The organism is Paenibacillus guangzhouensis (assembly GCF_009363075.1).
Classification (GTDB): domain Bacteria; phylum Bacillota; class Bacilli; order Paenibacillales; family Paenibacillaceae; genus Paenibacillus_K; species Paenibacillus_K guangzhouensis.
In genome coordinates this window covers 434,782-450,474 of sequence record NZ_CP045293.1, presented here as the reverse complement: position 1 = coordinate 450,474, position 15,693 = coordinate 434,782, and the positions used below count along the sequence as shown (strand labels likewise).

Genomic DNA, 15,693 nt, shown 5'->3' with positions numbered 1-15,693 from the left:
GACTGGCCGCTGATCCCTGCATGGCTATTCTTTCTTTTCTTTTAATGCCTTTTGCAGCTCCGTATCCATTTCCTTTAGTACCTGATCTGGTGTCGACTGTCCAATGGCAATTAACTGAATTCCTTTTTGCAGAACGGTCTCCACGCTTGGAACCGGGTAAGTGCCACCGTTCTCGATGATATGGTTCATGCCTAGCGAGAAGTTGCGCAAGGCCGGCGTCATGCCGCCTTCCGATGTCGCCGCTTCCATGTTGGCAGGCAGATTGAAGCTTTTGGATGCGTATTTTTGCTGCTGCTCCTTTTCAACGAGGAATCTGACGAATTGCATAGCCGCTTCTTTATTTGGCGTGTGTTGATTGATGACGAGCGGAACGCCGATACCGCCTGGTATTTTCACATCATGCGTCGCGTCCGCCGGTTTTGGCGGCGAGAATACATCATATTGCGTAAAACTCGGATTCATCTGATTGAACACACCGATAGCCCATGAACCGTCATAGATCATCGCAACCTCTTCATTGACGAACATTTGCTCCGCCGTTGGCAAATCCATCGTCGCGATACCTTCCGCGAATGCGCCATGTTTGTACAGGTCCTCGAATCGCTTCAGTACATTCAGGTAACCTGAATCCATGAGCGGCTCTTGGCCCTTCTTCACGTTCACTAACTTCTCTTCGCCTAGATATGCGATCTCATAGGGCGCTGCCAGCGAACCGGCCACCCATGAGCCAATGCCTGTTGCGAACGGAACGATGCCTGCCGCTTTGAGCTTATCGACATCAGCGAGCAGCTCCTCCCATGTCGTTGGCGCGGAAGTGATGCCTGCTTTTTCGAACAGCTTGGTGTTGTAGACGAACTGGATATTGTTCGTATCCATTGGGATCGCATAAGTGCCTAATTTTTTCACGCCAAAAATATTACCTTCATCGTAAGAAAACGTTTTCAAAATGGTGCTAGGAAACTTGCTGAATATATCTTTCATATCGCTAAGTTCCATGACGTTGCCCGACTCGACGAGCTGCCCCAGATCTCCGGCACCGCCAGCGAAGGTCATCACATCCGGCAATGCGTTATTTTGTGCCGATGCCATGATCTTTTGCTTAAAGCCGTCGCCGCCGAATAGTTGGATATCGACTTGGATCCCCGTTTTCTGTTCAAAGTCCGCTGCCATTTCTTTCAATAAGTCATGACGGTCATTCAAATAATGCCAAAACACAAGCTTAACGTCCTTCGTATCGTTAGTCGTATTCGCATTCTCTTGCGACGTGTTCTCTTTCGTTGGTTTCTCATTGGAAGTCATATCTTTGGAGTTCCCGCCACAGCCCGTCAAACCAATCAATAGGATGATGGATATGATGAATATCCGCCATGTCACACGGTTATGCTGCTTCATTGTATTGGCCTCCTCAATTATGATACGATGAGTCTAATAAGTGATTTGTCGATGTCCATATTGTTGGACGATGGCTCGATTATGCTCGTCGCCTCCATCCACATTGGCGCTAATGAATACCGGCGGAGTGCGATCCGCTTGGACAAAGCGCGCAATGATTTCTGCGGTTAGCGATTGTGCGATCATCGCGCCCGCAACACTGGAGGCCGAGCCTGTTTTTTCTGTCAGACCTGGAATGTCTAATAGTACATCGCCATATGGACAGCAATTATCAATGACAACGTCTGCGATCTCATAGAGCTTCTTGCCGCTCGGATGACGACTGTCTGTATGCTGCGAATGATCCAGCGAGGTCACGACAATCACCGGAATGCCCCTGCGTTGACACTCCAGTGCAAGCTCATTCGATGCGCCGTTCCTGCCGGAATTCGATACGATGACGAAGGCATCCTCGGGCTGAACCGCATGCATTTCCATCAATCGGTGAGCCGTATACGGATCCCTCTCTAACTCTACTAGATTAATGCCCGTCGTCCCTGCTAATGCAGCGATATCCTCCAGACCGACCAGCTTCATTGGCGCCAGTCCTCCAGCTCTGCCGCACATCTCCATACCGAATGCGCGCGAATGCCCCGCACCGAAGATATGCACGATCCCCCCTTTTAACAAACTTTGAAACATCTCTTCAGCAGCCTTACTCACATTGCCCATTTGTGTACGTTCTAATTGCTCGATGATCGACGTCATGGCTCTGAATATTTCATTCGCTCCAATGCTCATATCTCGTCTCCTTGCAATGCCAGATTTACGATCGACATATCCATGCGGACCTGAAGCGCTTGCGCCGATAGGATCAACGCCCCAACGACAGGCGGATATTGCGGCTTGGAAATACGTACAGCTGCATTATAGCGATGAACCGTGTCCTTCAGGCTGGCGACGACCCGTTCGGAATGAACGACACCGCCGGTCATATAGACATGATCCAACCTCAGCGTGCTGTCATATGCCTTTGCCTGTTGCAGTACGGATACGGCCAGTCCGCCAAGTTCTTCTCCTGCCCGCTGCAGAATGTCCTGTGCAACTTCATCCCCATCGGCCGCTGCCCGCTCCACGAGCAGCGACAACTGCGCCATATGGCTTCTTTGAATTTTGTCTGCGTGAATTCGTTTTTTGATTCCCCAGAACGATTCTTCGCCGAAATGATCAAGAATTTGCTTGCCGAGTACCGTCTTCGGGCCGCGCGATTCACTGTCTCGAATTCCAGCTTTAATCGATTGAAGTCCGATCCAATAAGCGCTCCCTTCATCCCCCAAAATATGACCGTAACCGCCGGCAACGAACTCCCGCCTTCCTTCGAAGTAATATCCTATGCTACCACCTCCCGCAATAATTAACACCCCGTCGTTCTTCCCGTTCGAAGCACCTGACAGATTGGCTTTGACATCGCCTTCGATCATGCAGGCATCCACTTGAACGCATTCGGCTATCCAACTTTTGATTAATTCCTCATGCTCTTTATGCACGCCGCTGATGCTGGCAAACGCCATATCGACTTTGCGGATCAGCTTCGCTTGCACGAGCAGCGCTTGTAGCGACTGCTGGATAGCTTGTTTGGTTTTGACCTGCCCATTGAACGTCAGCATATGATCGATCGGCGGTCCGCTGGCGAATAGACAAATGCCGTTCTCATGATCATACAGGCAGGATTTCGTAGACGTCTGCCCTCCGTCGATTCCAAGTAGAAGCATGAATCATTTCCTCCCCTACATCCCCATTAAATCGCTCTGACGAACCTCGCCGTTATCTCCCACGGCGCTGTAATCGATGTGCCGACAACGACACTGTGAGCACCGCGAACCGTAATCGCCTCGTGAGCATCGGACGGAAGTGCAAACCGACCTTCACCGATGACAGGTAACTTAACCTGCCGGGCGATGCGAGTAATCAATTCGAAATCAGGTCCTTCTGTTTTATCTTGCTCCGTATAGGAGGTATAGCCCGCCATGGTCGTCGCGACGACATCAGCGCCGAGTCGTTCAGCCCGTATGGCTTCTTCTAGATTTGAGATATCCGCCATAACCGGAAGGGATAAACGGGATTGAATCTCGTGAATCAGTTGCTGCAGTTCGGCTTCATCTCCTCTCGCCTGAAAGGTGGCATCCAGCGCGACTATATCAGCGCCTGCTTCTGCCAGTACACGAGCGCTCTCGAAGTCCGGCGTAATGATGCGGACGCCGTACCGATCAGGCAGTTTATTAATGCCGATCACCGGCAGATCGACCGTCGTCTTAATCTCGCGAACATCGTCGGCGCCATTCGCTCGAATGCCTCCAGCGCCGCCCAGTAAAGCGCTTTCAGCCATCGCCCGCATTAGCCTCGGATCACCATAGAATGGTGTTCCAGGCCATGCCTGACAGGATACGATAATTTTATTTTTTATCGATGCGATCATGCAGCTACACTCCTTAATACAATTTGTCGAGAATTGAATCGGTCGTCTTCCACAATTTTTTGATCTCCAGCGACTGATCGGTCATTTTCAATGTCAAACTGATGCTTAACAACTCAATGACGTACAGCATCGATGCCTTACTCTTGAAGCTCTCCACGATATTGCTCAGCCCGCGATTCATGCAGACGAGACTAATATCCGAGACCTCCGTAATCGGCGCTTTCCCATGCCCTGTGATGCCAATGGTCTTCGCCCCAGACTTGCGTGCCGCTTGCATGGCGGCAACGATATCCTTCGTGCTGCCCTGCTGCGAGATCCCGATCGCCACATCGCCCGAATCCAGATGCGCTGCCGCAATCATCTGCAGATGGACATCGACTTGCGCATCGACCATGAGGCCAAGCCCCAGCAATTTGATCTTCAGCAGCTGAGCCATCGGGCCCGATTCCCCAAGACCGAAAATATGTATCTTTCGCGCGCCCAGAATGGCCGCTACCGCTGATTCGAACACGGACTCCTCGATATGCATGGCTGCATCTAAGATACTGTTCGCCGCATTATTCGCGAGTTGTCCGGGAAGGCTCTGCGCTTCTTGCTCCGGCATCGCTGGCTGTCTGCGCTCCAGCTCTTGAGCCAAGCGGATTTTGAGTTCTTGATAGCCGCGCAAATCGATCGTCCGGCAGAATCTCGTCACGGTAGATTGCGCTACCTCCAGACCTTCGGCGACTTGAGTCACTGTGTTATAAATAATCGTCTCGGGCGAATTGAGAATCAAATCGGCAATCCGTTTTTCCGTGACGCTGAAGCTATCATAAGCATTCTGAATCATTGCAAATAATGTGAGTCCTTCTCCTGTTCGATCCTGAACAGGTGGCAATGTATCGCTCATTGCTGCTATTCCTCCTTCGGGCTTATGTTGAGATCAGTATAGCACCCGCCTAAATGCTTAGCAAGAATATTTTTTTCATAAATTTATAGAGAATAAATATTTTATTCTTAATAGTTATATTTGCTTGTTTCAGTATTCGCAACGAAACATAAAGAAGCTGCCACCAGTAAAGTACCGGAGACAGCTTTTCCAATTACCTAACCTCACGCTCTAACGGTTGATTCATGAACAAGAGACTTTTAAGTCCGCCTGTATGGCAATATTACCCACCCTTTCGTTATCGCGTTTTTCTAACAATTCGGCACAAAATGAACGATATATATAGTGTAGGATCCTACTGCTTTACCAAAAGGAGGGGGAATTTTTATGACAACGCTAAACAACAGAAAACTCATGAAATGGCTCGGTTGCCTATTCATTAGTGTAAGCGTTTTCTCAAACTCAGGCATATCATTCGCTGCAGCCGGCATGCCGAATGATATCGATGATGGAATCGCAGGCCTGAATTATAATCGTTATGACGTATTAGCTGTCAATGGCGATCAAATCAATAGTTTTGTTCCAAAAGAAGGTATCCTGTCGAGCGGTAAATATATTGTTATTGAACGGGACAAGAAATCGCTCACTACGTCTCCGATCGATATTTCCATTGTAGATTCAATTATGAACCGTTCGTATCCCGGCGCGATACAGCTTGCCAATGAGGATTTCGCGAATAATCAGCCTAGTCTGGTTATGGCTGCAAGAAAACCATTAAATATCAGTATTGATCTACCCGGGTTGAAAAATGAGAATACGCTGCTAGTGGAGAATCCGAATTATAGCCAAGTATCGGGTGCCGTTGATCAGCTCGTGTCGACCTGGATTGAGAAGTATTCGGATACACATACCTTGCCTGCAAGATTGCAGTATGCGGAATCGATGGTCTATAGTAAGAACCAAATTGCATCCGCATTGAATGTGAACGCACAAGTGCTGAACAATACACTCGGCATCGACTTTAACGCGGTAGCAAGCGGTGAGAAGAAAGTGATGGTCGCAGCTTACAAGCAAATTTTCTATACGGTAAGTGCGGCGCTTCCAAACAATCCATCGGATCTCTTTGATGACAGCGTAACGTTTGCAGAATTGGCCCGTAAAGGGGTAAGCAACGAGGCTCCGCCGCTAATGGTCACCAATGTGGCTTATGGCAGAACCATTTACGTCAAATTGGAGACAACTTCAAAGAGCAGTGATGTCCAAGCAGCATTCAAAGCATTGCTGAGCAATCCGAACATTCAAGCGAGCAGCAGCGGGCAGTACAAAGATATTTATGATGAAAGTTCATTCACGGCTGTTGTGTTAGGCGGCGACGCACAGACACATAATCAAGTCGTTACGAAAGACTTCAATATGATCCTAAGTGTCATTAAAGATAATGCACAATTTAGCAGTAGAAATCCAGCATACCCAATTTCATATACAAGCGTCTTCTTGAAAGACAATGCCATTGCTGCTGTTCACAACAATACAGATTATATAGAGACCAAATCAACGGAATATTCGAAAGGTAAAATTACGCTGAATCACAGCGGTGCGTACGTAGCGCAGTTCGACGTATCCTGGGATGAATTCACATATGATGCGAATGGACAAGAAACCATTACGCATCAAACGTGGAAAGACAATGGTCGCGATAAAACGGCGCATTACTCGACGGAGATTCCACTTCCGCCTAACGCCAAAAACATCACCATCGTAGCGCGAGAATGCACGGGTCTTGCATGGGATTGGTGGAGAACCGTAGTCAACGAGATCAACATGCCATTATCGAGCAATATCAAAGTATCAATCTGGGGAACGACGTTATACCCTGGAGCATCGGTCAGTCTCGAATCTTAATCGCAAGGGCCGCCTCTACAGTCATACGAATGACTGAGAGGCGGCCCTTTTAGCATATTTCATGCAAATTACGCAGGAGATGACCTATCCTCCACATCCTACATTTCAACATAAAAATACAGACGTCCAATATCTGGCGCGCCTGTATTATACCTTCTATTATTCATCGCTTCGTCTTTTAACTCTTACAAATTTATTTCCGAACGTAAAACGCTCCTGTCAACGGAGCCTCGTCCGAGTTCGGCCCGACCATCACCTCGAATTTACCCGGTTCCACAACCCATTCATAGGTTCTCGTCAGTGTCCGGAGTTGTCGATACCCCAGTGTCAGCGTGATGCGCTTGGTTTCGCCTGGTTCAAGGCGAATTCGCTTAAAGCCCGCGAGCTCCTTGCACGGTCTGACCGTGCTGCTGAATTCATCTCGGATATAGAGCTGGGCAACTTCCTCCCCTGCAACAGTTCCCGTATTGGTTACGTTAAACGATACATTCACTTCTCCATCCGGAGCAATTTCCTGCGCGGAAATATCAAGATCCGAATAAGCAAATGTCGTGTAACTCAGGCCATATCCGAATGGGTACAACGGAAGCCAGTCCATTTCAACATATTTATGTCCATAGAACGGTCTGCGATTATAGAATACAGGCAGCTGACCTACCGATCTCGGGAAAGACATCGGAATGCGGCCTGCAGGATTGACATCTCCGAAAATCACCTCTGCCATGGCATTACCGCCCTGCTCGCCAACAAACCATGCCTCTACAATCGCATGCAGATGCTCTGCCTCCCATGTGATCGACATCGGACGTCCGTTTTGGAGCACAAGAACAACAGGTGTTCCGGTCTCATAAATTTTCTTCACGAGTTCTAGTTGTCTTCCCGGAAGATTCAGGTCCGCGCGATCCAGGTTCTCTCCAGAGGTCTGCTCGTTGTCACCCACCGCAACGATGGCAACATCCGCCTCTTGTGCCGCCTTCACTGCTGCATCCATATCGTTATTACCAAGACTGTAACCGAGGATAACCCTTACGCCACGAGAATCGTTGAGATATTCAACCTTCACGTCGTACTCCTCGCCTTGGACGAATTGGAACGCCACCATCTGATTGGCGTCATGCTCTCCCCAACCGTCCACAAGCATCTTGCCGTCTATCCATAGGCGCATGCTGTCCATGCTGCTGAGTCCAATGTAACCATCCACGGTAGCGTCCGGTTTTATTTTGCCTGTCCAGCGAACGGTAAAGTTATCTGCGTTAACGCCGTCAGCAGGCTTGGTATAAATCCAGTTGAAGTGGATCTGCCGATCATTTCGTACGCAAGCAGGTTCTCCCTCAAAAGAAAGAGAATTAAAGTACTCACCCAAAAGCCCGTCGTTTCCGGCATGGTCCTTAAGCCATCTGTCCGGAATCGGCATAAGGTCGGACTCCAGAATCTCGCAGCCTTTGGCATAGATCACTTCGGTCTTGTCCGAAACGATGTTCTTGATACCTTGCAGAAGCGTAACCGCATGCTCAGGCACGACAGGGCTGCTGTAATCTCCGTAACGGGGAACGTCGGCGCTTGGTCCGATTACTGCAATCTTACCGATGTCTTTTTTAAGAGGAAGCATATTTTTGCTGTTTTTTAACAGAGTGATCGACTTTCTTGCAACTTCGAGCGCCGTCTGCACGTGCTCTTCACAGTGGACAACTTTCTCAGAAAGTTCAATATCCGTATATGGATTTTCAAAGAGCCCTACGGCAAATTTAACGGTAAGGACGCGTCCTGCAGCTGTGTCTACAACCTTCTCGTCCACCTCGCCTGATCGGACAAGGTCAATAATGTTATCCTGGTAGATATCATGCGGAAAGTCGTAAAGCTGCATATCCACGCCAGCTTCAAGCCCCATCTTGATCGCTTCCCGTTTGCTCTCGGCCACATAGTGACAGGTATGCAGCATGGAGACTGCCGTCATGTCCGCTCTGACGAAGCCCTTCATGCCCCACTGGTCACGGAGTACACCAGTTAGTAGCGAATGGTCAGCAGCCACAGGTGTGCCGTCAATGGAGTTATAGGAACACATGGTATTCATGGCACCCGCTTGGAACGCAGCCTCAAATACAGGCAGACAGAATGATGCATTGTCATGATGCCCCATCATGGCCGGAGCGCAATTGTGCCCTCCCCTTGGCGCACCGTATCCTGTGAAGTGTTTGGGTTCCGACACCACGGCATCGGCTCTTGTGAGATCATCCGTCTGAAGCCCTCTTACCATACTCTCCGCAAACAAAGACCCTAGATAGGGATCTTCTCCGTATCCTTCTTCCACGCGTCCCCATCGAATTTCCCTAGCTAGATCGAGAACAGGTGCCCAAACCTCATGGATACCAAAGCTGCGCGCCTCCGAAGCGATGACTCTCGCTTGTTTATATCCGAGTTCAGGCTCAAATGTTGATGCAAGCGCAACCTGCTGAGGGAGCACGGTACAGCCTCTCCATCCAAACCCGTGAAGTCCCTCTTCGCTGAAGAGTACCGGAATCCCCCATTTTGTATTTTGGATGATATATTCCTGAATTTTATTGGCTGTCTCTGCTTTGGAGTTTCGGTTTTGGATGCATCCGATGCCAATGCCGGCAGATACCTTTTCCATTTTTTCATAGTTCAGCGCATCTGCATTAAGGCTTTCGACGGAATCGGAAATTTCGTTGCCCGAATAAATATCAAGCTGTCTTACCTTTTCTTCCAGCGACATTCTCGATAATAGGTCCGCAACTCTTTCTTCAATCGGCAAGCTTGCATTCATATAAGGGTAATGTTGTAAGTCTGTTCTTGTGCTCATTTGCGATCTCCTTTTTAGCTTTCTGAGTGCTTGACGCTTTCTTTTAATGATTTCGGTACCATTATACGTTCACCAGAACACTTTGTCTATCGAATAAACAAAGTTGATCGAATTTATTTTTTCGCAAATAAAAACCAGCAAACCCCTGATCAAAGGAAATTTGCTGGCTTTTGGGTCGAGCACGATACAGCTAGAATTAAGGCAACATGTTTACATATTGTCCATACACATAGGCTTCTTTGCCGTTCAAGTTAATCTTCACCCATCCATACTTATTGGTGCTTAATACCTTCAAGACGGTACCCTTAGGTACGGCTGTATAAATTTTTGCTGTGGATGAGGCGTTAGCCCGTACATTCAAGAAATGAGCTGTCACTTTAGCTAGTTTCTCTGTTTTACCCGTAGGCTCTTGTACAGGTGTAACTTGTTCTGGTGTAGCTGGCTCTTCAACGACGACAGGTTTGCTAGGTTTAGGTTGTTCTTCAACCACAACATTCGAAACTTTTCTCGCTTGATTCAGCTTTTGATAGAAATCGCCTTTGGTTTTTACACCAGAGAACAACGCTTGGTCTACATTCGCTTTGGTAGAGAGCGCAGTGATTTCTTCTTGTGTTACCGCATCTAGAATGTTAATGGAAGCGATATTGGTATATTTGCCATCTTCCGTTGTTGGAACCGATAGAATACCATCATTGATTAGCTCCACAACATCTGCGCGTGCTGGTGCCGTCGTATCGACGCCCGTTACTTTCCAGTTATGACGGATCGTTGGTTCGTATACGCCCTTTTTGACATCTTTCAAATAAGCGATCGAGAGATTGCGAATGGTACCCTTATCTTCACCATAGGCCGTAGCATCTTTGGAAGACCAGAGCTGCTTGAATGTTCTACCTTCCAGCGCGCCGCCTTTCGCTCTCAGCGCCTCCATGCGGTAGGCGTTCATACCAAGCTTCAGCGTATCGTCTGCCTTCACGAAAGTGCCATTCGCATACTTCAGGTTCTTAATCCTGCTGCCATAAGGCTCGGACAAATCAATGTCATAAGATACGCCGCCAAAGAAATCATTGGTGCTGTATTTCGAGGCACGTCGCTTAGAATCGAAGCTGACCGTTACATCGCCTGGACGCGTCGAGTTAAAATAACCTACGGCCCATTCCATATAGTCTTTTAAGTCCTTACCTGTTACTTGGTACACCGTCACTTCGCCAAGCGCGTATTGATAATTGTAAGCAATATCTTTTTTCTTGATCGGCCCAACATCTAGTTTCGCCTTATCATTATCAATCTGATGCGCGACGACATCGGCCTTGCTGTAGTGGAGCATCACTTCGCTGAAGAAGTCCGATAACGGCGTCTCTTGAATTTGAACGGCAGGAATGCCTTTGATTTCATTGGATGGGACAAGGTTGGTTCCCTTCAGTTCAGCGACAACGGTATTCGCATCCGCACGCGCAAACTCGTGGAATGGCTGTAAAATGCCCTCTAGCCCGCTATCTGATTCCTCAAACGAACCGTCTGGGGATTTTACTGCCAGAGCCGTGGCTTGTTTGTCTTTCAGTACCACTTTATCCCCTTGTTTCGTGAACTTCAGGTCGATACGCGAAATATGCGATCCATATTTATTCGGTTCAGAGATCAGCACGCCGTTCACCGTTTTCGATTCAACCAAGGTATGCATATGTCCGGCGAAAATAGCAGTTAGTTCGGGATTCGCATTCGCGATATCCGTTACGCCGGTACCTGGTTTTCCATTCTCATTATCGAGTCCCATATGCATGAGACCAACAATGACATCAACCTTGCCTTTTAGCTCAGCGATCGCTTTTTTTGTTTCTTCCACAGGATCCTTCACGATAATGCCGTCTAAGTGGTCGGTTCCCTTTTCAAACTCCGTAATCATCGGTGTATTCATACCGATAATGCCAACTTTGACCCCAGCCTTCTCAATAATGGTATAAGCCGGCATGTATCGGTCGCCATTCTCTTTGAGAACGTTTCCAACTAAAGGCTGCCCCTTAAATTGCGAGGAGATTTTCTCTAGCACATCCAGCCCGAAATTGAACTCGTGATTCCCCATGACCCATGCGTCATAGTTCATCTCATTCATCGCTACCATCATCGGAGACTTCGGTTGATCATTAAACAACTCTGCCGAGTTATCTTGTATCATGTCTCCTGCATCCAGCAATATCGTATTCGGATTCTCTTCACGGACCTTTTTGACAATCGTGTACAGCTGCGTCAAGCTGCCCGTCTTGTTCGGACCGTCGAGCGCATAATCCCAAGGCATAAATCTTCCATGGATATCCGACGTGCCGAGTAGTGTTATGGTTGTGTCCGGTTCAGCCTCTGCGGCTTGAACATTGTTACCGGAGAGAGGCGTGATGAGAGCCGTGGCACATAACATGAATGTGAGCAACAGTCCGACATAACGCTTTGGAGCAAATTTCTTCATGCAGTTCGTTCTCCTTTTATGTAAATTTTATATAAAGATCGCATTCCATCAGCAAGTACCGACGGCATACGAACGTTATACGGCTAATCCGCATGTCCGTTGAAACAAAAAAAATTCCTAATTACGGAGAAAATACAAAGCTTGTACTTTCTTCGTAATCAGGAATTTCGGTTCCTGGTAGAGACCTCCAAACCATATTATTGGAGTTATACGAAAATGGATATGAAATTCATTAGCGTTTTTAAAGGATAATAAAAATAGTATAGATTGTCAATATATCATTTCGATGATGCCCATGACCCGATAGACGATATTATGCAATGTATGGACGATCCTATCCAATTAAAATAAGATGTACAGGCGATCGACGCATCCTATGGTAGTATGAACTTAGCAAATCGAAGGGGCTATTCTATGTTACGTAAATTTAAAATCCAGTATCGACTCATCGGAACCTTCATCGTCGTTTCCGTTATTCCCATCATCTTCCTTGGATATTATGCTTATCAGATTTACTCGGAATCCATTAGCGATAAACTTAGCAAATCTACCTATCAGGCCGTTACCTTAGTCAATAAAAATTTACTTGCCGAGCTCCAGAACTATCAATATCTCTGTGGATCAATCTCGACGAATGAATTTGTTCAAGAGAACCTGTCCAAAGGAGCTGCGCATCAAGAAGTCGATGAGAATGCCAAAGAAGCAGCAATGGATGACATATTCAGGACGATCTTTCCATCTCACGTGGTGAACGTAAGTATCGTGGATTCGAGCCATCATCTATTTTATGAACTAGGATTCGAGACCATCAGTAGTCAAGCCTTAGAGAAAGCAATAAAAGATGTCGATAAGAATGCCCCTTACGATGGTCTGACCTACGTCAAAACCGTAAGGTCGTATGACACCATTGTTCTGGGAAGAAAAATACATGCCCTGAATGACAGTTCAGTCCAGATCGGATATGCCTTTGTCTTCATCAGTAACGATCTATTCACGAAAAACATTCTATCTAGCGTCGATTTGGGAACCGGCTCGAAACTCATGATCATGGGACGCGATGGAACCGTTTTATCAGCGAGCGACAAGGAGATTACACTCGGAGGATCTTATGTAGACCCCGAACTTATCAATCAGATTAAGGAACAGCAAGCACAGGGCAGCCATTCATTTTCTGGGCAGGTCAATCATAACTATCAACAAATTTCTTATATCTATAATGAGCAAATCGGCTGGTATCTCGTATCGATGATGCCGTATTCGTACATTAATTCAGAGACGAATAGGATTACCACCAGCATAACCATGATCAGCATGATGATCGTTATTTTCTGTATCGTCATCATTTATTTCATGAACAACAGTATCGTAAAACCGATTAAGAAAATTATCGCCTTTAGCAATCAGATTTCAAACGGCGAATTCTCGAATCGCATTCAAGACCAGCATGAAGATGAAATGGGCGTGCTCTCTCGCAAAATCAATAGTATGGTTGATGAAATCGAAAAACTGATGCATAATCAGAAACTAGATCAAAAGCGCAAGCGTGAGCTCGAGCTTCAGATGCTTCAATCTCAGATCAATCCGCACTTTCTATTTAATACATTGAATACGTTGCGCTGGCTTGCCATCATTAACCAGGTTCCGGTATTAAGCAACGGCATTAGCTCTTTATCTGAATTGCTTCACAGCACGATCTTGGATCAAGATGAAGAAATTACGATTGGACAGGAGATCCATAATCTAACTCATTATTTTGAAATACAAAAAATCCGATATGCCGATAGCTTTCAATTTGAATATGAGATCGACGAGGAACTGGTCAACTGCCGCATCCCCAAATTGATTCTACAGCCTGTGGCTGAGAATGCGATTATTCATGGCTTATCCGATCACGGCAAATCCATCGAGATAATAATCAAAGTTCAGCAAGTCGATCAATGGATTCATATTGAAATCAGTGACAATGGCAAAGGGTTCGATACAAGCCTCATTCATAACGCACATGATAATCATAAAAAACTATCCGGTATCGGGATCATGAACGTGAATGAACGCATTAAGCTTTATTATGGAGAAGAATATGGCTTATTTATTTCTAGTGCTATAGGTAAAGGTACCTGTTGCAAAATAATCATTCCTAGACGAGAGTAAACGGTGGCAAGGGGGTCTTCACAATGTTTAATGTGCTGCTAGTCGATGATGAACCGATTGTTAAAATCGCCCTTCGAACGATGATCAATTGGGATGAGCTCGGGTTTCCGATCTGCGGAACGGCATCTGACGGGAAAGAGGCTTTGAATTTGGTGGCCAAATTACATCCAGACATCATCATTACGGATCTCAAAATGCCGAATATGGATGGTCTTCAATTCATGAGAGAGCTCAACGCGCAAAATTATAAAGGAAAGGTTATTGTAGCGAGTAACTTTGGGGATTATGAACTTGTGCGTGAAGCCTTGCTGCTTGGCGCTGTCGATTATATTCTCAAAATTAGCATCAAAACGGATGACCTGATCGCACAGCTTCGACAGACAGCCAGTCTTCTTCAAGAAGAGCAGCATACCCTGCAAGAACAAGAAGCGAAGGACCAATTTCTGCGCAACAACCTGAAGAGCGTCAAGAATTCCGTTTTAAAAGATTACTTTACGGATACGTATTATGATATCAATCATTTTCTGCAAAACAAACAAATCGCACTGCATTTAAGGGATACCCCCTGTTATCTGTTCTATATCACGTTTGATTTGGACCCTTCCGATGATCATCGTGCAAAAAGCGATATTTCGGCTGCATTTATAGAGAATACGATCCTCAACCTCATTGAGACGGTCAACGATATCGAGGTATTTCAAGTTGAAGCCAACAGTATTATTGCGTTGATTTCCACGCAGCAGCTAAAGAATCATCGGATGGAACCGATCGATTTCATGAACAAAATTCGCAAATTAATCGAAATGTATATTTCATTAGAGCCGATTATTGTCTATACGCAAGAAATTGTTGGCTATGATGAAGCAAGACGGAAATATTGGGCATGTACGGACGCCTTAAATATCAATTTTTATGATCATCTTCATGCGATTGATGTAAGCGTAATCAAATTTGCGTTAGAGATGGGGCAAACAAACTACGTGGATTACTCGATATCCATCATTCAGCAGTGGCATAAGGATGGCAAAGATTCGATCAAAAATAAGCTTGAGTCATTGGCTGAGAAATGTAAGCGTAACCAAATTCACCCGGATACCGTCAAAGAATTTATGATGAAGTGCCTCGATTATATTCCATTAAGCGAGAGCAGAATTCAAGTCCATGACGCAGAACAATATGAACACCATCGAAAAAAAATAGCCAAATGCAAGACAATGGATGCGCTATTGACAGCCACATGGCAAGCGTTCGAATGCTTAACTTTATCGTCGGAAGTCTCCACCCTGCCAATATTAAAAAAAGAAGTACAAGACGTTATTCATTATATCGAATCGCATTATCAAGATAAAATTACGCTCGAAATGATCGCGGATCATGTGAATTTCAGCGAAAATTATTTGTGCCGCGTGTTTAAGGAACAAGTCGGGACGAGCCTGATTACCTATATCAACAATGTAAGAATGAATAAAGCCGCAGAGCTAATTATGCAGGGCAGCAATTATATGAAGGAGATCTCCGCTATGGTCGGGATTAGCGATCAATTCTACTTCAACCGATTATTCAAGAAGCATTTCGGCATTTCGCCTTCCGAATATAAACCTAGACAATTCGAGTCCAAAAGAAATAGCTAAATAAAAAAGCGTCCCCTGTGT

The 15,693-nt window shown here is 46.2% G+C and carries 10 protein-coding genes and 1 riboswitch; of the genes, 3 read left to right on the top strand and 7 right to left on the bottom strand.

Annotated features, from left to right (window positions below):
• Positions 1-24: 24 nt before the first annotated feature.
• Genes GCU39_RS02020 through GCU39_RS02000 form a run of 5 tightly spaced genes read right to left on the bottom strand, consistent with a single transcriptional unit; the run spans position 25 to position 4,736 of the window.
• Positions 25-1,392: an ABC transporter substrate-binding protein gene (locus GCU39_RS02020; RefSeq protein ID WP_152391974.1), complete on the bottom strand. Its 1,368-nt coding sequence runs from the start codon at positions 1,390-1,392 to the stop codon at positions 25-27.
• Between the two features lie 33 nt (positions 1,393-1,425).
• On the bottom strand, positions 1,426-2,172 hold the full coding sequence (locus GCU39_RS02015) for a sugar isomerase domain-containing protein (protein WP_152391973.1): 747 nt from the start codon (positions 2,170-2,172) through the stop codon (positions 1,426-1,428).
• A complete protein-coding gene (locus tag GCU39_RS02010) occupies positions 2,169-3,143 on the bottom strand; it encodes an N-acetylglucosamine kinase (RefSeq protein WP_152391972.1) in 975 nt (324 codons plus the stop codon). Before GCU39_RS02010 ends, GCU39_RS02015 begins: the two co-directional genes overlap by 4 nt.
• A 26-nt stretch (positions 3,144-3,169) precedes the next feature.
• Complete coding sequence (locus tag GCU39_RS02005; protein ID WP_152391971.1) at positions 3,170-3,847, bottom strand: N-acetylmannosamine-6-phosphate 2-epimerase; 678 nt, start codon at positions 3,845-3,847, stop codon at positions 3,170-3,172.
• 13 nt (positions 3,848-3,860) lie between these two features.
• Positions 3,861-4,736, bottom strand: a complete 876-nt coding sequence (locus GCU39_RS02000) for a MurR/RpiR family transcriptional regulator (RefSeq protein WP_152391970.1) — start codon at positions 4,734-4,736, stop codon at positions 3,861-3,863.
• Positions 4,737-5,102: 366 nt separating this feature from the next.
• Between GCU39_RS02000 and GCU39_RS01995 the strand changes: the two genes are divergently transcribed.
• Positions 5,103-6,617, top strand: coding sequence for a thiol-activated cytolysin family protein (locus GCU39_RS01995; protein WP_152391969.1), 1,515 nt, complete (start codon positions 5,103-5,105; stop codon positions 6,615-6,617).
• A gap of 193 nt (positions 6,618-6,810) precedes the next feature.
• On the opposite strand, the gene GCU39_RS01990 is transcribed toward GCU39_RS01995, so the two are convergent.
• Both GCU39_RS01990 and GCU39_RS01985 read right to left on the bottom strand, forming a co-directional pair.
• Complete coding sequence (locus GCU39_RS01990) at positions 6,811-9,435, bottom strand: glycoside hydrolase family 3 protein (RefSeq protein ID WP_152391968.1); 2,625 nt, start codon at positions 9,433-9,435, stop codon at positions 6,811-6,813.
• Between the two features lie 196 nt (positions 9,436-9,631).
• Complete coding sequence (locus GCU39_RS01985; protein ID WP_152391967.1) at positions 9,632-11,890, bottom strand: 5'-nucleotidase C-terminal domain-containing protein; 2,259 nt, start codon at positions 11,888-11,890, stop codon at positions 9,632-9,634.
• A 135-nt stretch (positions 11,891-12,025) separates the two neighbouring features.
• Positions 12,026-12,124, bottom strand: a riboswitch (purine riboswitch).
• Between the two features lie 180 nt (positions 12,125-12,304).
• Between GCU39_RS01985 and GCU39_RS01980 the strand changes: the two genes are divergently transcribed.
• Positions 12,305-14,041, top strand: coding sequence for a sensor histidine kinase (locus GCU39_RS01980; RefSeq protein ID WP_193726729.1), 1,737 nt, complete (start codon positions 12,305-12,307; stop codon positions 14,039-14,041).
• Between the two features lie 23 nt (positions 14,042-14,064).
• Complete coding sequence (locus GCU39_RS01975; protein WP_152391965.1) at positions 14,065-15,672, top strand: response regulator transcription factor; 1,608 nt, start codon at positions 14,065-14,067, stop codon at positions 15,670-15,672.
• Positions 15,673-15,693 lie beyond the last annotated feature (21 nt).